Source organism: Paenarthrobacter sp. 2TAF44, assembly GCF_052114885.1.
Lineage (GTDB): Bacteria > Actinomycetota > Actinomycetes > Actinomycetales > Micrococcaceae > Arthrobacter.
The window spans coordinates 25,758-43,557 of record NZ_JBFRFP010000019.1; the positions used below are offsets into that span (position 1 = coordinate 25,758).

Consider the following 17,800-nt stretch of genomic DNA (forward strand, 5'->3'; position numbering starts at 1 on the left):
ATGGCAGTAGGGTCGAAGGATCTCGCACCCGCACAGCTGGACGGTTTCGACAACGAGCGTCTCGTTGAAGAACTCCGCAAGTCCAAGGAAGAGCTGTTCAACCTGCGTTTCCAGTCCGCCACCGGTCAGCTGGAGAACCACGGTCGCCTGCGTGCGGTAAAGAAGGACATCGCACGCATCTACACCGTTCTGCGTGAGCGCGAGCTGGGCATTCGTGCCGAGGTTGCCGCACCGGTTGTGGAAGCCAAGGAAGAAAAGAAGTCCAAGAAGGCTGCCAAGGCTGAAACTGCCGAAGCTGAAGCTGGAGAGGACCCCAAGTGAGCGAGAAGGAAACTGTGACGGAAGCAGCAGCCAGCGCTGAACAGCGCGGTTACCGTAAGACGCGTCGCGGCTACGTTGTCTCTGACAAGATGGAAAAGACCATCGTTGTTCAGGTTGAAGACCGCGTGAAGCACGCTCTGTACGGCAAGGTTATTCGCCGCACCTCGAAGGTCAAGGCTCACGACGAAGAGAACACCGCCGGCATCGGCGACCTCGTTCTCATCTCTGAGACCCGCCCGCTGTCCGCTACCAAGCGGTGGCGCCTGGTGGAGATCCTCGAGAAGGCCAAGTAAATCCGACGCTGGGCTTGCCCGGTTGAGATTTATTGGAAGGGTCCGCGTTCTGCATGGAACGCGGGCCCTTCCGCGTTCCTGGCACGTTTCGGAAATACCAGCGAAACATGCTAGGATTTTGAGTTTGTATGGCGCCAATTGTGCGTCATCAACTACCTCGTAAACAATCGTGCCGCTGCATACTGCCCCGCGCAGAGTTTTCTGCAAGGGAAGCTGATGCTCGTGGCACGGGCGTTTAGGCCTGTTCTGGCAAAATCCAGGCAGGTCAAGAGACACCCCGATCAACCGTTCCGCAAGGCTCATTCCGTATGCATGATTTCGGTCTGAGAACCGGCGCGACGCAAGGAGTAAAAATTGATTCAGCAGGAGTCGCGACTCAAGGTCGCCGACAACACGGGTGCTAAGGAAATCCTTACCATTCGCGTTCTCGGTGGATCCGGTCGTCGCTACGCAGGCATTGGCGACGTCATCGTCGCTACCGTCAAGGACGCTATTCCCGGCGGAAACGTAAAGAAGGGCGACGTCGTTAAGGCGGTCATCGTCCGTACCAAGAAGGAACGCCGCCGTGCGGATGGTTCCTACATCAAGTTTGACGAAAACGCAGCTGTGATCCTGAAGAACGACGGTGACCCCCGCGGTACCCGTATCTTCGGCCCGGTTGGTCGTGAACTTCGCGACAAGAAGTTCATGAAGATCGTTTCGCTGGCCCCGGAGGTGCTTTAGTCCATGGCTAAGATCAAAAAGGGTGACCTCGTTCAGGTCATCACCGGCGCCAAGCAGGAACGTGGCGGCGACCGCGGCAAGCAGGGCAAGGTCCTGCGTGTATTCCCGGACACCAACCGCGTGCTGGTAGAGGGAATCAACCGCGTCACCAAGCACACCAAGGTCGGTCAGTCGCAGCGCGGCACCAAGACCGGTGGCATCGAGGTCATTGAGGCCCCGATCCACGTTTCCAACGTTGCTCTGGTTGACCCGTCGACCAAGAAGCCGACCCGTGTTGGTTTCCGTCTCGACACCGTTGAGAAGGATGGCGCTACCAAGACCGTCCGTATCCGCGTGTCCAAGGCCACCGGGAAGGACATCTGATGAGTGAAACACTGTCTGAGACTACTGTCGCAAACAAGATCGTTCCGCGTCTGAAGACGAAGTATGCAGAGACCATCAAGAAGTCCCTGCAGGACGAGTTCAGCTATGCGAACGTGAACCAGGTTCCCCGCCTGGTGAAGGTTGTTGTGAACATGGGTGTTGGAGATGCCGCCAAGGACTCCAAGCTGATCGACGGCGCTGTCCGCGACCTCACCCTGATCACCGGCCAGAAGCCGCAGGTAACCAAGGCCCGTAAGTCGATCGCACAGTTCAAGCTGCGCGAAGGCATGCCGATCGGTGCACACGCAACCCTGCGTGGAGACCGCATGTGGGAATTCGTGGACCGTCTGGTTTCGCTGGCTCTGCCGCGTATCCGTGACTTCCGCGGCCTCAACGGCAAGCAGTTCGATGGCAACGGCAACTACACCTTCGGTCTGACCGAGCAGGTTATGTTCCACGAAATCGACCAGGACTCCATCGACCGCGTTCGCGGTATGGACATCACGGTCGTCACCACCGCCAAGACCGACGACGAAGGCCGCGCGCTGCTCAAGGCGCTTGGTTTCCCGTTCAAGACCGAAAACTAACTACGTAACAGGTCCGGCAGCGCAGGCTCGCAAGAGCAGGCGCAGCGGAAACCGTTATGAGGAAGGGCTATAGCCCAAATGACTATGACAGATCCTGTCGCAGACATGCTCACGCGTCTGCGCAATGCAAACTCGGCATACCACGACACCGTGACCATGCCGTACAGCAAGCTGAAGGCACGCGTTGCTGACATCCTGAAGGCAGAAGGCTACATTGCCGGCTGGAAGGAAGAAGACGCCGAGGTTGGCAAGAAGCTGACCATCGACCTGAAGTTCGGTCCGAACCGCGAGCGTTCCATCGCTGGCGTCCGCCGCATCTCCAAGCCGGGCCTCCGCGTTTACGCGAAGTCCACCAACCTGCCGCACGTGCTGGGTGGCCTGGGTATCGCTATCCTGTCCACCTCTTCCGGCCTCCTGACTGACAAGCAGGCCGGCAAGAAGGGCGTGGGCGGCGAAGTCCTCGCGTACGTCTGGTAACGGGAAAGGAAGAGAATAATGTCACGTATTGGACGTCTCCCCATCACCGTTCCTGCCGGAGTTGAGGTCAAGCTCGATGGCTCCGTCATCAGCGTCAAAGGTGCCAAAGGCGAGCTGAGCCACACTGTGGCCAGCCCGATCGAGGTTACCCAGGAAGAGAACACTCTCACGGTCACCCGCCCGAACGACGAGCGCAACTCGCGTTCGCTGCACGGCCTGACCCGCACCCTGATCGCCAACATGATCCAGGGCGTTACCGAGGGCTACGAGAAGAAGCTTGAAATCGTTGGTACTGGTTACCGCGTTCAGGCAAAGGGTTCTGACCTGGAGTTCGCTCTTGGCTTCAGCCACCCGGTTAACGTCTCGGCACCCGAAGGCATCACCTTCGTAGTAGAGGGTCCGACCAAGCTCTCTGTTGCGGGTATCAACAAGCAGCAGGTCGGCGAGGTTGCTGCCAACATTCGCAAGCTGCGCAAGCCTGACCCCTACAAGGGCAAGGGTGTCCGTTACGCCGGCGAAGTCATCCGCCGCAAGGTCGGAAAGGCTGGTAAGTAAACCATGGCCATCGCAATTAACAAGAAGCGTACGAACAAGAGCAAGTCTGCTGCACGCAGCCGTCGCCAGCTTCGTATCCGCAAGCGCATCACCGGTACGGCTGTACGTCCTCGTCTGGTCGTCAACCGTTCGGCCCGCCACATCTTCGTCCAGGTTGTCGATGACAGCAAGGGTGTAACCGTGGCTTACGCTTCCACCCTGGAAGCTGATCTTCGCGCTCTCGACGGAGACAAGACTGCCAAGGCCAAGCGCGTCGGCGAGCTCGTTGCCGAGCGTGCCAAGGCTGCAGGCGTCGAAGCTGTTGTCTTCGACCGTGGCGGTAACAAGTACCACGGCCGCATCGCCGCCGTCGCTGACGGTGCTCGCGAAGGTGGGCTGGCACTGTGACCGTTGAAAATAACGAAAAGGACATTCAGGTGACTGAAGCTGTAGCTGCTGAAGCAACTGAGACCGCACCCGCTGCCGATGACCGCCGCGGCGGACGTCGTGGCGAGCGCGGCGAGCGTGGCCAGGGCCGCGGCGACCGTGGTGGCCGTGGTGGCCGCGACGGCGGTCGCGAAGCCGAGAAGAGCCAGTTCGTAGAGCGCGTTGTAACCATCAACCGCGTTGCCAAGGTCGTCAAGGGTGGTCGTCGCTTCAGCTTCACCGCACTCGTCGTCGTCGGTGACGGCAACGGCATGGTTGGCGTTGGCTACGGCAAGGCCAAGGAAGTTCCCGCTGCTATCGCAAAGGGCGTTGAAGAGGCCAAGAAGTCCTTCTTCCGCGTTCCCCGCGTTGGCAACACCATCCCGCACCGTGTGCAGGGTGAGGCTGCTGCAGGCGTTGTCCTGCTGCGTCCGGCTTCCGCCGGTACCGGTGTTATCGCCGGTGGTCCGGTCCGTGCGGTACTGGAGTGCGTGGGTATCCACGACATCCTCTCCAAGTCGCTCGGTTCCTCCAACGCGATCAACATCGTTCACGCGACCGTTGCCGCTCTGAAGCAGCTCGAAGAGCCCGCTTCCGTGGCTGCCCGCCGTGGCCTGCCGCTGGACGAGGTTGCTCCGGCTGCTCTGGTGCGCGCGCTCCAGAACCAGAAGGCAGGTGTTTAGTCATGGCTAAGAACCTGACTCCCTCCGACGCCAAGTTGGAGATCACCCAGATCAAGGGCGTCATCGGCGCCAAGCAGAACCAGAAGGCTACCCTCCGGTCCCTCGGCCTGAAGCGCATCGGACACACCGTTGTCCGTGACGCCGACGCCGTGACCGTTGGAATGCTCAACACGGTTCCGCACCTCGTGAATGTAGAGGAGGCGAAGTAATGGCCGAGAACAAGACCGCCGCAGAGGCTGCTGAGAAGCAGAACGCTCTGAAGGTCCACCACCTGCGTCCCGCCCCGGGTGCCAAGACCACCAAGACCCGTGTTGGTCGTGGTGAAGGCTCCAAGGGAAAGACCGCTGGTCGCGGTACCAAGGGTACGAAGGCCCGCTACCAGGTAAAGGCTGGCTTTGCCGGCGGCCAGCTGCCGCTGCACATGCGCCTGCCGAAGCTGCGCGGCTTCAAGAACCCGTTCCGGGTTGAGTTCCAGGTTGTGAACCTGGACAAGCTCAACGAGCTGTTCCCGGAAGGTGGCGCTGTCACCGTTGAGTCCCTGGTTGAGAAGGGTGCCGTTCGCAAGAACCAGCCCGTCAAGGTCCTGGGCACTGGCGACATCACCGTCAAGGTTGACGTCACCGCCCACGCTTTCTCTTCCAGCGCTGCTGAAAAGATTGCTGCAGCAGGTGGAAGCACCACTGCTCTCTAAGAGCCAGTGGGGCTGATCCCCGTTGTAAAAAAGATCCCGGTATGCGGGGCTTCGGCCCCGTATACCGGGATTTTTTGCGTGAAAGTGGACTCTCGATTATTACGACGGCGTCACAAGCAGCTAGACTCGGTTGTTGGGTTTCATTGAGCCCATCCACATCCTTGTACTTTCTACTCAGGAGGACGCTTGCTAAGCGCATTCGGCCGGGCGTTTCGGACGCCTGATTTGCGACGCAAGTTGTTGTTCACGCTGGGAATCATCACAATCTTCCGCTTGGGAGCTTTCATCCCCTCGCCTGGTGTGAACTACCAGAATGTCCAGCAATGCTTGAACAACGGTGACACCTCGCAGGGCATTTACCAGCTGGTTAACTTGTTCAGCGGCGGCGCGTTGCTGCAGGTCTCGATCTTTGCACTGGGCATCATGCCCTACATCACGTCGAGCATCATCGTTCAGCTGCTTCGGGTGGTCATTCCCCGGTTCCAGCAGCTCTACGAAGAGGGCTCCTCGGGCCAGTCGAAGTTGACCCAGTACACCCGGTACCTCACCATCGCGCTCGGACTCTTGAACGCCACCACCCTGGTGTCTTTGGCGCGGTCCGGCCAGCTTCTTCCGGGTTGTAACCTCCCGATCATTCCTGATGACAGCATCATTACGACGCTGCTCATCATCATCACGCTGACGGCCGGTACGGGCCTCATCATGTGGATGGGCGAGCTCGTTACGGAGAAGGGCGTGGGCAACGGAATGTCGCTGCTCATCTTCACCTCCATTGCTGCGGGCTTCCCGCGTTCGCTTGGTTCCATTTGGGAGACGAAGGGACCGGGAACGTTCTTCATCGTCCTGGCAATCGGCTTGCTTACGGTGGCCCTGGTGGTCTTCGTGGAGCAGTCGCAGCGCCGGGTTCCCGTCCAGTACGCCAAGCGCATGATCGGACGCCGCACAGTGGGTGGCACAAGCACCTACATCCCCATCAAGGTGAACATGGCCGGCGTCGTGCCCGTCATCTTCGCTTCCTCCATGCTGTACCTGCCGGGCCTGATTGCGCAGTTCAACCAGCCGAAGGCAGGGGAGCAGCTGGCGCCGTGGGTTGAGTGGATCAACAACAACCTCACCCGTGGCGACCACCCCATCTACATGGCGCTCTACTTCGCCATGATCGTGTTCTTCACCTACTTCTACGTGGCCATCACCTTCAACCCTGAAGAAGTGTCGGACAACATGAAGAAGTACGGCGGGTTCATTCCGGGCATCCGGGCGGGTAAACCGACCGCGGACTACCTGCAGTACGTGCTTTCCAGGATCACCTTGCCTGGAGCCTTCTACCTGGGCTTCGTGGCGTTGATTCCGCTGGTTGCACTCGTCCTGATCAACGCCAACCAGAACTTCCCGTTCGGTGGCACGTCAATCCTGATCATGGTGGGTGTCGGTCTGGAAACCGTCAAGCAGATTGATGCGCAGCTACAACAACGTCACTACGAAGGGCTTTTGCGATGACGAGAATGCTGATCATTGGACCTCCCGGTTCGGGTAAGGGTACGCAGGCTGAGCGGATTTCCGAGCGCCTCGGCGTAGTCGCCATCTCCACCGGCGACATCTTCCGTGCCAATGTAAAGGGCGAAACCCCTTTGGGCATCGAAGCCAAGAAATACATGGATGCAGGCGACTTCGTTCCGGACAGCGTCACGAACAACATGGTTCGTGACCGTCTGAGCCAGAGCGACGTCGAGAATGGCTTCCTGCTGGATGGTTACCCGCGCACCACGGCGCAGGTTGACTACCTCGACCAGATCCTCGCTGAAGGCGAGCAGGAGCTCGACGTCGTGCTCCAGCTGACTGCCGACGACGAAGAACTGGTGTCCCGCCTCCTGGGCCGTGCGAAGGAAACCGGACGCTCTGACGACAATGAAGCCGTCATCCGTCACCGGCTGGACCTCTACCACGAGCAGACTGAGGCCGTTGTCGCCAAGTATGCCGAGCGTGGCATCCTGACGCAGGTTGACGGCATCGGCGGCATCGACGAAGTCACTGACCGCGTCCTCACAGCCATCGAGTCGGCCAAAGCCGTCTAGCAAGGCTTTTTCCACATAGCCGGATCATCGGCGCTGGAGCAAAAGGGTGTGTCCCGTACCATTGGTGCGGGACACACCCTTTTCGTTTCGCGGCAGTTTTTGGGGGAACCGCATGCAAACAGCTCTTTCCGGGCACAGCAGGATTGCAGGTTTGGAGGTCTACCTTCCGCCTGCGCGCCTGGACACTGCCGCCGTCGAACGCCGCATTGGTGAGTCGAGTCCGGGGTTCCGTGTCCCGAAGGGCTTGATCTCCCGCGTTACCGGTATCCGGTCCCGGAGCGTCATGGCGGACTCGGAACAGGCGTCGGACCTTGCGGCCCATGCAGCCTCAAAGCTGCTGGCTGAATGCGGACTGCAGGCCTCGGATATAGACCTCCTGATCTTCGCGTCCGCCAGCCAGGACATGGTGGAACCGGCCACGGGCCACATGGCCGCTGCCAAACTCGGACTCGACTGCCCTGTGATGGACGTGAAGAATGCGTGCAACAGTTTCCTGAACGGCCTGGAGGTGGCAGATGCCCTGATCGCCACGCGACGGTATGGGCGGGTCCTGGTGGTCACAGGGGAGTCGCCGTCGCGGGCCATCCGCTGGAGAGTTCCGGACTTTGACACTTTCGCGTCAAGCTTTCCCGGGTACACCATGAGCGACGGCGGCGCGGCGGTGTTGCTCGAACCTGCGGATTCAGCGGCAATGGAGACGAACCGACTGGAGGTCGGTCCGGGAGGCATTCTTGGCATGGGCTTCACAGCCCGCAGCAGCCATTGGTCGGTCGGCACCTTGGCTGCAGGTGGATCTGCGTATCCGCGCGATCCGGAAGCGACCTATTTCACCATGGACGGGGAGAAGCTCAAGGACGCATTTCTGGATCTGGGCTGCGGCGTCCTGGACGAAACATTGGACCGGCTGGAATTGCAGTGGACGGACTTTGCCGTGGTTTGTGTGCATCAGGTGAGTGCACCGTACCGGGAAGTCTTTGCAGAGCGAGCGGGTGTGCCAACAGAGCTTCTGGTTCCATCGGTAGAGGACTTCGGAAATTTGGCCTCCGTTAGCTTGCCCCTGCAACTGAAACTTGCCGTGGACAGTGGCCGCTGCGGTCCGGGGGATCTCGTGGCCTTGGTGGGACTCGCCGGCGGCGTGAGCCTGGGCATGGCAGTGGTGCGGCTGTGACGCTGGAAAGCCATCTGGGAAGCCTGGCCCCTACCCGGCCGCTGTCCATCGCTGTGCCCATGCTGAACGAAGAGAAGCTGGTCCGGCAGACGCTGGACTCACTTGCGGCCCAGGAGCATCAGGACTTCACGGTGGTAGTGGTCGATAACGGATCGACGGACGCCAGCTGTTTGATCGTGGCAGAGTCTGCCGCGGCTCATCCCCACATGGATATCAGGCTTGTGCATGAAGCCGAGAAGGGGACGGGCGCGGCCGCAGACACGGGCATGCGCTTCGGCTTGGAGCACGGCGCAACGTGGCTCGCCCGGACGGATGCCGATTGCCTGGCTGCGCCGGATTGGACCGCCAAAATTGTTCAGGCATTCCACGACGGTCTGGAACTCATCGCCGGCCAGCTTGTGCCCCGCGAGGACGAAGGGATCAGTACGGGGGAGCGGAGGATGATGTTGCTCGCCGTCGAGATCGCATCTTTCTTCGGCCGGATCCGCCCCGGCAATAAGGGTGACGGGTACCTCGGCCCTTATCAGATGCTTCCGGGCTGCAATATGGCGATCACGGCAGACATGTATGACCGTTCCGGCGGATTCCCGCGGACCAGCATCGAAGACCTCCACGAAGACCGCGCACTGTCCAACCGCGTGCGAAAGCTGACCCGCAATTACGCGTTGCGCCGGGATGTTGTGGTTTACGGCTCCTCACGGCGGGTCAAAGCCTGGGGCTTGAAGAACACCCTGGCTTGGTATGCGGACCACCGGTACCGCCCAGAGCACGTGGACATTCGGTGACCGTGTGATGCTCAACGGAAGGATGTCCAACGGAGGGATGTCCAACGGAGGGATGCCCAATGGCAGGATGCCCGGCGGCATCATCAGCAAGGCCGAACGCTGGGAACAGCGCGTTCAGCTGGGGGCGCATCCATTGCTGTACCCGGTGATCCGGGCGCTGGGCAGCCTGCGGCCGGTGATGCGTTTGCCCGGCCTGGGGATCCTCGTCAGCGAAGCCGCCTTGGTGCGTGACGTTCTCATGGATAGCCGGCGTTTCATTAAGAACGGACCGTCCGGTTCGGGTGCGCTCTGGACTCCCGTAGTGGGGCCAAAGGCGTTGGTGAACATGGACGGCACCGAGCACAGGGAGCTGCGGCGGAAGCTCGCGGACCTCTTCACTCCAGGCTCGGTGGCGACAATTGTTGAGCCGGCCGCTGCTTCGCTTCATGATCGCTTACACCACGGATTGGACGCAGGTGGCCACGTGGATCTGGTGGACTGCGTCAAGGAGCTTGCTGGGGGAGTCATCTCCAAGCTGCTGGGCGTGCCGGATGATGCACCTGGCCGGTTGCCCAACAGGGAACTCTTCAATCTAGGGTCTTCCATCTCTTCGCTCGTCCGCTTGGGGCGCCCCACGTTGACGGTGAGGCAGGTCGCCCAGGGAAGATCCGCCGTCGGGGTCCTGGCTGGACCGGCGCGCGAAGCGTACCGGAAGGGCGATCCCCAAACTTTTCCCGGGCGGCTGCGCGCACTCGGGATGACCGAGGAAGAAACCATGGGCATCATCAGCGCGTTCGTGATGGTTGGAACAGAGACGTTAGTGTCCTTTGTTCCGCGACTGATTGCCCTGCTCGCTGACAGCGGACGCATTGAGGGCCTTGTTGAGGATCGATCCGGTGTTGCCTCGGCCGTGAACGAGGCATTACGGTTCACCGTGCCGTCCCCGATGATGCTGAGGGATGCTGTTTCTCCTGGCATCCTTGGCGGAGTCGCTATCCGGGCCGGAGACCGTCTTTTGCTGTCGACTGTTCACGCGTCTAAAAGCCTGGGCGGATTCGAACCTGGGATTCCCACCCCGCCCCATGCGCGTCAGCTTTGGTTCGGCGCGGGTCCGCACTTTTGTATCGGCATGCCGTTGGCTATGGCCGAGATCAACGCCACGCTGTCTTTGCTTCTGGACAGGTGCGCCCACCATCCGTGGGTCATCTCGTCACGTCAAGTTAGCAAGGGTGTGCTCATTCCGGCGTACAGAAAGTTGGAGCTGGTCAATGCTTGATGACGCATTGTCGGAAGATACGGTGTCCGGCAGGGATCTCATCGAGGCTGTCTACGCGGCAGCGGAGCGCGTCCCTGAGAGCCCCGCGATAACGGCGCCCGGCAGACTTTCTCCCTGGAACCATGCTCCAGGGCGACCACGGCGTCCAGGCCGGCTGCGACCAGGACGGACCATCACGTACCGGGAACTGGTGAAAGGTATCGATGCCACTGCCCGGCATCTCCAGGATGATGGCTTCGGTGCCGGTGAACGGATGCTGTTCTCGGTCCGCCCCAGCCCGGCAGCGTTCACCCTGGCCCTGGGGGCCGTCCGGGCCGGTGGTTCTGTGGTGTTCATCGATCCGGGAATCGGACCGTCGCTTTTCCATGACCGGGCCAGGCTGGCTGCCCCTCGGTGGGCGGCCGCCGAGTCACTCCTATACGCGGTGAGTACCAAGAGCCTGCTACGGCCACTGGCTCGGCGGAGGGGATTGCTGCTGCCGGATTACGGTGCCATGGATGTCCGGCACTACTACTCCGGACCGTGGCTCCCCGGCGTACCCCGAGGCGCGACGCCCGTGAAGCGACTGGCCAGTGCGGCGCTTCTTGGAGATAGAATTCCGTCTTCTACAGGGGCTTCTTCCACTCAGGAAGCCGTGATTATTTTTACGTCCGGGACCACCGGTGCGCCCAAGGGCGTAGTACATACACGGGGTTCGCTTGGGGCAGGGTTCGAGCAGCTCAACCAGCGCTGTACGTTTGGCGAGGGCGATCGCATCCACTCCGAGCAGCTGATGATGGGCTTGCCGGCACTCATCGCCGGCGCGCACTGGACCATGCCCGGCTATGGCTTCTCCGCGCACATTGATCCTCTTCGCTTGGCACGCGAGCTTGGGCCGGTGGCTGGCAAAGAAGACTCGTACGACGGCGCGACGCACCTTTTCCTCGTGCCCTCCCAGTTGGCGCCCATCCTGGATGCGGTCGAGGACGGCAGCGTCAGGCTCCCCGGAACACTGCGGACCGTGATGCTTGGAGCCGCGCCGGTGCTGGCTCCGTTCCTGAAACGGGCAACGGCGCTGCTTCCCGGCGTCGAGTTCAAACTTATCTACGGCATGACGGAGTTGCTGCCAATCGCCGTAGCCGATGGTAGGGAGAAGCTGGCCTTTGCGTCCGGCGCTGAAGCCGAATTCACGTCGCCGGATGGAAGTGGCGAAGGCGATTTTCTCGGAGAGCCGCTACCCGCCGTCGGGATCCGGGTGGGGGAGGACCACGAACTGTACGCCCGGGGACCGAACATGTGCCACGGATATCTGGGCGAGGAAGCCATGATTGAGCACGCCACCGGAGACCTGGTGCGGCTGGACCACGGCGCGGGAGGCCCCGGAACGGGTCCCGCACGCTTGGTGATGATCGGGCGTAAGAAGGACATGATCATCCGGGGCAAGACCAACATCTACCCTGCACTGTATGAACCGCTGATCACTTCCGTGCCCGGAGTTCAGCAGGCCGTCATGGTGGGGGTTCCGGACGGGATCGGTGATGAAGCTGTGTGGCTGGCGGTCGTGCCTGCACAGGGGAAATCAGAGGCACAGGGGAGGCAGCTGAAAGCAAAGCTAACCAAGGTCCTCCCGGCGATGATTGACGAATCCGCTCTCCCCGATCACATCGAAATCCTGGATGCCATCCCCCACAGCGGACGCCACAAAAAGCCGGACCGGGAAGCACTTCGATGCGAATTTGCCCGCAGGTCCGCTGACAAAGCCGGCGCGCAGTGAGAATCGCGGTCACCGGGGCTACAGGATTCATTGGTGGAGCAGCCGCCACTGCCGCCGAGGTCCAAGGCTGGGAAGTTGTTCGTTTCGCACGGCGCCAGGGCCCTGGGCTGACGTATTGGGACCTAACGGGTGTGCCGCCTGGCAGATTGCCGGCCGTAGACGCCGTGATTCACGCCGCCGCCTACGTCGCTGACTGGGGCACCGCCCGCACGTTCTACCGCACGAATGTGCTGGGAACCCGTACCGTGGCTGAGGCCTACCCAACAACACGACTGGTTCACATTTCCAGTTCAAGCGTCTACCCGTGGTGGGAGCCCTGCACCAACCGCGGCGAAGAAGACGTGGCTGTGCGCCACCTCAACGCCTACGCAAGGAGTAAAGCGCTCGCCGACGTGGAGACCCGACGGCATCGCAATGCCGTGGTTCTTCGGCCCCACGGAGTTTACGGACCGGGGGACCGGACGCTGCTGCCGCGCCTGATCAGCAATGTCCGCCACGGACGGCTTCTCACCGTTGGCCATGCCGGTATTCGTCATCAACTCACGCACGTGGAAAACCTGACAAAGGCAGCGCTGGCAGCTTGCCAGTCCGATGCCCGCGGGGCTATCAACGTGGCGGACGCGGAGCCTGTGGAGCTCGGGACCGTGCTCAGGCAGGTGCTTGCTGTCACTGGCCATGCCGGAGTCGGCATCAGGTACGTCCCCGAGCCCGCTGCCATGGTTCTTGCCGGTATTTCCGAAGCCGCTGCCCTCGTTTCCGGACGGGCACCACGCCTCACGCGCTATGCGGTCAGCCAGCTCGGACGGGACAGAACTTACCGTTTGGACCGACTCCGCGACGAGCTGGGAATCGAACCAATTTCGACCACGCTCTCCGATGCGGGAAAATGGTTGGAGCACGGGGCCTGATCGGCCCCTACAGCAAACATCCAGAGGAGAACATGGCGTTCGGTCAGCCCCGCATCGAGTACAAAACCAACGAGCAAATGCGCAAGATGCACGAGGCCGGTTTGGTCCTCAGCCGTGCCCTTGACGCTGCCGTTGCGGCGGCCAAGGCAGGCGTCACCACCAAGGACCTCGACGAGGTATTTGCTGCCGTCCTGAATGACGCCGGGGCCAAGTCCAACTTCCTTGGCTACCACGGCTTCCCCGCCACCATCTGCACGTCAGTCAACGAGGAAGTCGTCCACGGTATCCCCGGAAACCGTGTCCTCAGCAATGGTGACATTATTTCCATCGACGGCGGCTGCATCGTTGACGGATGGCACTCGGACTCCGCCCGCACTGTCATCGTTGGCACGGCAGACCCTGAGGACCAGCGGCTCTCGGATGTCACCGAGGCCGCCATGTGGCGAGGGATCGCTGCGCTGGCCAAGGGCAAGTTCGTGGGCGATATCGGCAACGCTATTGATGACTACGTTTCTTCCGTCCCCGGTAAGCCGCTGGGCATCCTGGAGGATTACGTGGGCCACGGCATCGGTTCGGAAATGCACATGGCCCCGGACGTCCTGAATTACCGCACCAATCACCGCGGCCCGAAGATTCGCCCGGGGCTGTGCCTCGCGATCGAACCCATGCTGGTGCGCGGTGGCATCGAGACTGCCACGTTGGACGATGACTGGACCGTTGTCATCACCGACGGCAAGCGCTCCTGCCAGTGGGAGCACTCCGTGGCTGTGCACGACAAGGGCATCTGGGTCCTGTCTGCCCCGGACGGAGGCGCGGAGAAGTTGGCGCCGCTCGGCGTCGTGCCTGTCCCCATCCCGTAACCGAGCGCTACCCGGTCCCAGCCCCACCGGCGACGCAGCTGCGTTGCCTCGAGGTGGACAATGGTGCCATGAGTGCGATCACCGATGTGCCGGGCATCCGTATTGGCCACGTTCAGAAGAGCGACGGCGGGTGGCTCAGTGGCGTGACCGTCGTCCTTCCGCCCGTGGGAACCGTGGGATCGGTGGATGTGCGCGGGGGAGGTCCTGGTACGCACGAAACTGACGCTCTTGATCCGACAACATTGGTATCCACGGTCGACGCCATCGTGCTCACGGGTGGCAGCGCCTTTGGCCTGGCCTCAGCTACTGGCGCTCAACTCTGGTGCGAGGAGCGGGGCAGGGGCTTTGCCGTTCCCGGGACCGTGGTGCCGATTGTTCCGGCGGCCGCCATCTTCGACCTCGGACGCGCTGGTGACGTGAAAGCGCGACCCGACGCCGACATGGGCTACCAGGCAGCCGCCGCAGCGTTCGCCTCAGGTGACCATGCCGCCGTCGAACGCGGAAACGTCGGCGCCGGAACGGGCGCTGTGATTGCGCGCGGGCAGTACAAGGGCGGCGTCGGGACATCCTCGATCACGCTTGACAACATCTCCACTGACGGCCCGGTGATCGTGGGCGCGATCGCGGTCGTGAACGCGCTCGGGACGCCGGTGGGGCTGGGGCCCGGCAGCGCGCGTCTAAGGGAGGCACGACCGAGCGCGCAGAGGGTCGCAGACCCAGTGGCTTCTACGGAAGGGCTCAACACCACGCTCGTCGTGATCGCCACGAATGCTGTCCTGGATGTTGCCGAGTGCAAGCGGACGGCGTCGTCCGGGCATGCCGGGCTGGCGCGGGCCTTGGATCCGTCCCATACTTTGGCGGACGGTGACACCGTGTTCGCCTTGGCGACTGGCGCCGTCGGGCTTGATCGCAGTACCGAGCAGGCACGGCAGGTATCGCTGATAACGCTGCAAAGTGCCGCAGCCGAAGCAGTGCGGTTGGCGATCCTGGACGGTGTTGAGGCGGCCGAAAGTGTCACGACGGCGGCGGGAGTCTTCCCTGCTTACCGACCCGTAGGGGAGTGACGGGCGACGGTACGTGCGCTACCATGGACGGATTTAACTTTCCGGCCCCATTGGCGTAGAGTTATTTGTTGGTTGTCTGTGCAGCCACGCCCTTTTTAGTGTCGTGGTTCCAAGAGGGCCAAGCAAACAAAAAACGTCCGTTGGATTTTCGGTGCCTACCGGAGGACAGCGGCAAACAACAGTTAGCGGAGGATATGGCCAAGAAGGACGGGGTCATTGAGATCGAGGGCGTTGTGACTGAGGCGCTGCCCAACGCGATGTTTCGTGTTGAGCTCACCAACAAGCACGTCGTTCTCGCACACATCTCTGGGAAGATGCGTCAGCACTACATTCGAATCCTCCCCGAGGACCGCGTAGTGGTGGAGCTAAGCCCATACGACCTCACACGTGGTCGTATCGTCTACCGCTACAAGTAAATTGCTGGGCGGCCGAAGGCAATAGTGCCAAGCCGCTCCAGCAGATCAACTGCAAAACACGCAAAGGAACGCCATGAAGGTCAAGCCGAGCGTCAAGCAGATCTGCGACAAGTGCAAAGTGATCCGCCGTAACGGCCGGGTCATGGTGATCTGCGAGAACCCGCGCCACAAGCAGCGCCAGGGCTAATTCCCCTTCAGGGAATCAGCGCCCGCAAGGGCAAACCTGGGTTGCTAGCCCACGCAAGTAAATAAAGGCAGCACAAGTTGTGCCAGGACTGCATTACAGAGCCTGGTCAACGTACCCCCGGTCGGAGGCTGGGGCCACACGGATCGTGTGGGTGTACTGCCTACGACCTCCGGTTTATTCAAGGAGTACCGCCACTATGGCTCGTCTCGCTGGCGTAGACATTCCCCGCGAAAAGCGGTTGGAAATTGCGCTTACTTACATCTACGGCGTGGGCAAGACCCGTGCACACGAAACCCTGGCTGCCACTGGCATCAGCGCTGACGTTCGCGTCAAGGACCTGACTGACGCCGAGCTGGTCCAGCTGCGTGACTACATTGAAGGCAACTACAAGGTTGAGGGTGACCTTCGCCGCGAGGTAGCCGCTGACATCCGCCGCAAGGTTGAGATCGGCAGCTACGAAGGCCTGCGCCACCGCAAGGGCCTGCCCGTACGCGGACAGCGTACGAAGACCAACGCTCGTACCCGTAAGGGCCCGAAGCGCACCGTCGCCGGCAAGAAGAAGGCCGGACGTTAATCCCTCGGGATTGACCTGGTTTTCCCCCGATAACTTTCTGTAGGAGAAACAATGCCCCCGAAGACTCGTGGAGCGGTTCGTAAGCCGCGTCGCAAGGATAAGAAGAATATTGCGCTTGGCCAGGCGCACATCAAGAGCACCTTTAACAACACCATCGTGTCCATCACGGACCCGAACGGTGCTGTAATCTCCTGGGCTTCCGCCGGTGAGGTTGGCTTCAAGGGCTCCCGTAAGTCCACCCCGTTCGCTGCCCAGATGGCTGCTGAAGCTGCTGCAAAGCGCGCTCAGGAGCACGGTCTGCGCAAGGTTGACGTATTCGTCAAGGGTCCGGGATCCGGACGCGAAACCGCAATCCGTTCGCTTCAGGCTGCTGGCCTTGAGGTTGGCTCCATCCAGGACGTCACCCCCAGCGCCCACAACGGTTGCCGCCCGCCCAAGCGCCGCCGCGTCTAATTAGGTATTCCCTGTCTGACCGGCCGGGCCTGCTGTACATGGTTTAGACCATCTACAAGCATGGCCCGGCTGGTCAGGCTGGAAACCGAAGCCGATTTCCACCACCTGTGTTGCGTCATATAGCGGATGCTCGCCGAAAGGAAACCTAAGTGCTCATTGCACAGCGCCCCACCCTGTCTGAAGAAGTTGTATCCGAGAACCGCTCCCGTTTCATCATTGAACCGCTGGAGCCGGGCTTCGGCTACACCCTCGGAAACTCCCTCCGCCGTACCCTGCTCTCCTCCATCCCCGGTGCCGCTGTAACCAGCATCCGGATCGATGGCGTGCTGCACGAGTTCACCACGGTTCCGGGTGTCAAGGAAGATGTCACCGAGATCATCCTGAACATCAAGAACCTTTCGGTTTCCTCCGAGCACGACGAGCCGGTTGTTGCTTACCTGCGCAAGCAGGGCCCCGGAGTCGTCACCGCCGCGGACATTGCTCCGCCGGCCGGCGTCGAATTCCACAACCCGGATCTGCACATTGCCACTCTGAACTCGAAGGGCAAGTTCGAACTCGAACTGACCATCGAGCGCGGTCGTGGCTACGTTTCGGCAGCTCAGAACAAGTCCGGCGACTCCGAGATCGGCCGTATTCCGGTTGACTCGATCTACTCGCCGGTCATGAAGGTAACTTTCCGCGTGGAAGCTACCCGTGTTGAGCAGCGCACCGACTTCGACAAGCTCATTGTCGACGTCGAGACCAAGCAGGCAATCGCTCCGCGCGATGCCGTTGCTTCTGCAGGCACCACCCTGGTGGAACTGTTCGGTCTGGCTCGTGAGCTGAACACCGCAGCTGAAGGTATCGAGATTGGCCCGTCGCCGACGGACGCTGCCCTGGCAGCGGACATGGCTCTGCCGATCGAGGATCTGGACCTTACCGTCCGTTCCTACAACTGCCTCAAGCGTGAGGGCATCCACACCGTGGGTGAACTCGTTGCCCGCTCCGAGGCTGACCTGATGGACATCCGTAACTTCGGTGCGAAGTCCATTGACGAGGTCAAGGCAAAGCTCGTCGAACTGGGTCTGTCCCTCAAGGACTCCCCTCCCGGTTTCGATCTCGCAGCCCGCGCCGCAGCCATCGAAGAGGACGACGCCGCGTTCAGCGACGACGAGCTCTAAAAAGCAGATCTTGGCCGTCAGGTCCAGCGATGGACCTGACCGGCTTA

Annotated in this window: 25 protein-coding genes; all 25 read left to right on the forward strand. The window is 61.3% G+C overall.

Annotation, left to right across the window (positions count from 1 at the left end; genetic code table 11):
- The 25 genes from rpmC to AB4Z15_RS17885 all read left to right on the forward strand — a co-directional run bounded on the left by rpmC (nucleotide 1) and on the right by AB4Z15_RS17885 (nucleotide 17,753).
- A complete protein-coding gene (rpmC, locus tag AB4Z15_RS17765; RefSeq protein WP_442018333.1) occupies nucleotides 1-321 on the forward strand; it encodes a 50S ribosomal protein L29 in 321 nt (106 codons plus the stop codon).
- Nucleotides 318-614: a 30S ribosomal protein S17 gene (gene rpsQ / locus AB4Z15_RS17770; protein ID WP_142938371.1), complete on the forward strand. Its 297-nt coding sequence runs from the start codon at nucleotides 318-320 to the stop codon at nucleotides 612-614. Before rpmC ends, rpsQ begins: the two co-directional genes overlap by 4 nt.
- 354 nt (nucleotides 615-968) lie before the next feature.
- Entirely contained in the window at nucleotides 969-1,337 is a 369-nt protein-coding gene (gene rplN, locus AB4Z15_RS17775) for a 50S ribosomal protein L14 (RefSeq protein ID WP_003803789.1), read from the forward strand.
- 3 nt (nucleotides 1,338-1,340) lie between these two features.
- On the forward strand, nucleotides 1,341-1,700 hold the full coding sequence (gene rplX, locus AB4Z15_RS17780) for a 50S ribosomal protein L24 (protein WP_442004064.1): 360 nt from the start codon (nucleotides 1,341-1,343) through the stop codon (nucleotides 1,698-1,700).
- A complete protein-coding gene (gene rplE, locus AB4Z15_RS17785; RefSeq protein ID WP_144648593.1) occupies nucleotides 1,700-2,287 on the forward strand; it encodes a 50S ribosomal protein L5 in 588 nt (195 codons plus the stop codon). The genes rplX and rplE overlap by 1 nt, the downstream gene beginning before the upstream one ends.
- A gap of 78 nt (nucleotides 2,288-2,365) precedes the next feature.
- Nucleotides 2,366-2,764 (forward strand): 30S ribosomal protein S8, encoded by a 399-nt coding sequence (gene rpsH, locus AB4Z15_RS17790; protein ID WP_216925090.1) that lies wholly within the window; start codon nucleotides 2,366-2,368, stop codon nucleotides 2,762-2,764.
- Nucleotides 2,765-2,782: 18 nt separating this feature from the next.
- Nucleotides 2,783-3,319 (forward strand): 50S ribosomal protein L6, encoded by a 537-nt coding sequence (gene rplF / locus AB4Z15_RS17795; protein ID WP_442004065.1) that lies wholly within the window; start codon nucleotides 2,783-2,785, stop codon nucleotides 3,317-3,319.
- A 3-nt stretch (nucleotides 3,320-3,322) separates the two neighbouring features.
- Complete coding sequence (gene rplR, locus AB4Z15_RS17800; RefSeq protein ID WP_223933973.1) at nucleotides 3,323-3,706, forward strand: 50S ribosomal protein L18; 384 nt, start codon at nucleotides 3,323-3,325, stop codon at nucleotides 3,704-3,706.
- Between the two features lie 29 nt (nucleotides 3,707-3,735).
- Nucleotides 3,736-4,407: a 30S ribosomal protein S5 gene (gene rpsE / locus AB4Z15_RS17805; protein WP_442004123.1), complete on the forward strand. Its 672-nt coding sequence runs from the start codon at nucleotides 3,736-3,738 to the stop codon at nucleotides 4,405-4,407.
- A 2-nt stretch (nucleotides 4,408-4,409) separates the two neighbouring features.
- Nucleotides 4,410-4,616, forward strand: a complete 207-nt coding sequence (gene rpmD / locus AB4Z15_RS17810; protein WP_216925092.1) for a 50S ribosomal protein L30 — start codon at nucleotides 4,410-4,412, stop codon at nucleotides 4,614-4,616.
- Nucleotides 4,616-5,098, forward strand: coding sequence for a 50S ribosomal protein L15 (gene rplO / locus AB4Z15_RS17815; protein ID WP_224164997.1), 483 nt, complete (start codon nucleotides 4,616-4,618; stop codon nucleotides 5,096-5,098). The genes rpmD and rplO overlap by 1 nt, the downstream gene beginning before the upstream one ends.
- A gap of 186 nt (nucleotides 5,099-5,284) precedes the next feature.
- Entirely contained in the window at nucleotides 5,285-6,595 is a 1,311-nt protein-coding gene (gene secY, locus AB4Z15_RS17820; RefSeq protein WP_216925094.1) for a preprotein translocase subunit SecY, read from the forward strand.
- A gap of 5 nt (nucleotides 6,596-6,600) precedes the next feature.
- A complete protein-coding gene (locus AB4Z15_RS17825; RefSeq protein ID WP_224091119.1) occupies nucleotides 6,601-7,170 on the forward strand; it encodes an adenylate kinase in 570 nt (189 codons plus the stop codon).
- 112 nt (nucleotides 7,171-7,282) lie between these two features.
- Complete coding sequence (locus AB4Z15_RS17830; protein ID WP_442018334.1) at nucleotides 7,283-8,338, forward strand: 3-oxoacyl-ACP synthase III family protein; 1,056 nt, start codon at nucleotides 7,283-7,285, stop codon at nucleotides 8,336-8,338.
- On the forward strand, nucleotides 8,335-9,123 hold the full coding sequence (locus AB4Z15_RS17835) for a glycosyltransferase (protein ID WP_442018335.1): 789 nt from the start codon (nucleotides 8,335-8,337) through the stop codon (nucleotides 9,121-9,123). Before AB4Z15_RS17830 ends, AB4Z15_RS17835 begins: the two co-directional genes overlap by 4 nt.
- A complete protein-coding gene (locus AB4Z15_RS17840) occupies nucleotides 9,080-10,378 on the forward strand; it encodes a cytochrome P450 (RefSeq protein WP_442018336.1) in 1,299 nt (432 codons plus the stop codon). The genes AB4Z15_RS17835 and AB4Z15_RS17840 overlap by 44 nt, the downstream gene beginning before the upstream one ends.
- Nucleotides 10,371-12,131, forward strand: coding sequence for a class I adenylate-forming enzyme family protein (locus tag AB4Z15_RS17845; protein ID WP_442018337.1), 1,761 nt, complete (start codon nucleotides 10,371-10,373; stop codon nucleotides 12,129-12,131). Before AB4Z15_RS17840 ends, AB4Z15_RS17845 begins: the two co-directional genes overlap by 8 nt.
- Complete coding sequence (locus tag AB4Z15_RS17850) at nucleotides 12,128-13,039, forward strand: NAD-dependent epimerase/dehydratase family protein (RefSeq protein ID WP_442018338.1); 912 nt, start codon at nucleotides 12,128-12,130, stop codon at nucleotides 13,037-13,039. The genes AB4Z15_RS17845 and AB4Z15_RS17850 overlap by 4 nt, the downstream gene beginning before the upstream one ends.
- A gap of 32 nt (nucleotides 13,040-13,071) precedes the next feature.
- Nucleotides 13,072-13,899 (forward strand): type I methionyl aminopeptidase, encoded by an 828-nt coding sequence (gene map, locus AB4Z15_RS17855; RefSeq protein WP_442018371.1) that lies wholly within the window; start codon nucleotides 13,072-13,074, stop codon nucleotides 13,897-13,899.
- 68 nt (nucleotides 13,900-13,967) lie between these two features.
- Nucleotides 13,968-14,963 (forward strand): P1 family peptidase, encoded by a 996-nt coding sequence (locus AB4Z15_RS17860; RefSeq protein ID WP_442018339.1) that lies wholly within the window; start codon nucleotides 13,968-13,970, stop codon nucleotides 14,961-14,963.
- 194 nt (nucleotides 14,964-15,157) lie between these two features.
- The gene (infA, locus tag AB4Z15_RS17865; protein WP_011775571.1) at nucleotides 15,158-15,379 is read left to right on the forward strand and encodes a translation initiation factor IF-1; all 222 of its coding nucleotides are present in this window, start codon (nucleotides 15,158-15,160) and stop codon (nucleotides 15,377-15,379) included.
- A 73-nt stretch (nucleotides 15,380-15,452) separates the two neighbouring features.
- Nucleotides 15,453-15,566, forward strand: a complete 114-nt coding sequence (rpmJ, locus tag AB4Z15_RS17870; protein ID WP_011775570.1) for a 50S ribosomal protein L36 — start codon at nucleotides 15,453-15,455, stop codon at nucleotides 15,564-15,566.
- 196 nt (nucleotides 15,567-15,762) lie between these two features.
- A complete protein-coding gene (gene rpsM, locus AB4Z15_RS17875; RefSeq protein WP_011775569.1) occupies nucleotides 15,763-16,140 on the forward strand; it encodes a 30S ribosomal protein S13 in 378 nt (125 codons plus the stop codon).
- 51 nt (nucleotides 16,141-16,191) lie between these two features.
- Nucleotides 16,192-16,593 carry a 30S ribosomal protein S11 gene (rpsK, locus tag AB4Z15_RS17880; protein ID WP_014922380.1) on the forward strand — a complete coding sequence of 134 codons (402 nt, stop codon included), beginning with the start codon at nucleotides 16,192-16,194 and terminating at the stop codon, nucleotides 16,591-16,593.
- A gap of 149 nt (nucleotides 16,594-16,742) precedes the next feature.
- Complete coding sequence (locus tag AB4Z15_RS17885) at nucleotides 16,743-17,753, forward strand: DNA-directed RNA polymerase subunit alpha (protein ID WP_011775567.1); 1,011 nt, start codon at nucleotides 16,743-16,745, stop codon at nucleotides 17,751-17,753.
- Nucleotides 17,754-17,800 lie beyond the last annotated feature (47 nt).

What these genes read in the sequence shown, in the direction of transcription:
- rplO (WP_224164997.1), top strand. Translation starts at nt 4,616, where the DNA reads ATGGCCGAGAACAAGACCGCCGCAGAGGCTGCTGAGAAGCAGAACGCT.
- rpsK (WP_014922380.1), top strand. Translation starts at nt 16,192, where the DNA reads ATGCCCCCGAAGACTCGTGGAGCGGTTCGTAAGCCGCGTCGCAAGGAT.
- rplF (WP_442004065.1), top strand. Translation starts at nt 2,783, where the DNA reads ATGTCACGTATTGGACGTCTCCCCATCACCGTTCCTGCCGGAGTTGAG.
- map (WP_442018371.1), top strand. Translation starts at nt 13,072, where the DNA reads ATGGCGTTCGGTCAGCCCCGCATCGAGTACAAAACCAACGAGCAAATG.
- rpmC (WP_442018333.1), top strand. Translation starts at nt 1, where the DNA reads ATGGCAGTAGGGTCGAAGGATCTCGCACCCGCACAGCTGGACGGTTTC.
- AB4Z15_RS17830 (WP_442018334.1), top strand. Translation starts at nt 7,283, where the DNA reads ATGCAAACAGCTCTTTCCGGGCACAGCAGGATTGCAGGTTTGGAGGTC.
- AB4Z15_RS17825 (WP_224091119.1), top strand. Translation starts at nt 6,601, where the DNA reads ATGCTGATCATTGGACCTCCCGGTTCGGGTAAGGGTACGCAGGCTGAG.
- rpmD (WP_216925092.1), top strand. Translation starts at nt 4,410, where the DNA reads ATGGCTAAGAACCTGACTCCCTCCGACGCCAAGTTGGAGATCACCCAG.
- rplR (WP_223933973.1), top strand. Translation starts at nt 3,323, where the DNA reads ATGGCCATCGCAATTAACAAGAAGCGTACGAACAAGAGCAAGTCTGCT.
- rplE (WP_144648593.1), top strand. Translation starts at nt 1,700, where the DNA reads ATGAGTGAAACACTGTCTGAGACTACTGTCGCAAACAAGATCGTTCCG.
- infA (WP_011775571.1), top strand. Translation starts at nt 15,158, where the DNA reads ATGGCCAAGAAGGACGGGGTCATTGAGATCGAGGGCGTTGTGACTGAG.
- AB4Z15_RS17845 (WP_442018337.1), top strand. Translation starts at nt 10,371, where the DNA reads ATGCTTGATGACGCATTGTCGGAAGATACGGTGTCCGGCAGGGATCTC.
- rplX (WP_442004064.1), top strand. Translation starts at nt 1,341, where the DNA reads ATGGCTAAGATCAAAAAGGGTGACCTCGTTCAGGTCATCACCGGCGCC.
- rpsH (WP_216925090.1), top strand. Translation starts at nt 2,366, where the DNA reads ATGACTATGACAGATCCTGTCGCAGACATGCTCACGCGTCTGCGCAAT.
- AB4Z15_RS17860 (WP_442018339.1), top strand. Translation starts at nt 13,968, where the DNA reads ATGAGTGCGATCACCGATGTGCCGGGCATCCGTATTGGCCACGTTCAG.
- AB4Z15_RS17840 (WP_442018336.1), top strand. Translation starts at nt 9,080, where the DNA reads ATGCGGACCACCGGTACCGCCCAGAGCACGTGGACATTCGGTGACCGT.
- rpsM (WP_011775569.1), top strand. Translation starts at nt 15,763, where the DNA reads ATGGCTCGTCTCGCTGGCGTAGACATTCCCCGCGAAAAGCGGTTGGAA.
- rpmJ (WP_011775570.1), top strand. Translation starts at nt 15,453, where the DNA reads ATGAAGGTCAAGCCGAGCGTCAAGCAGATCTGCGACAAGTGCAAAGTG.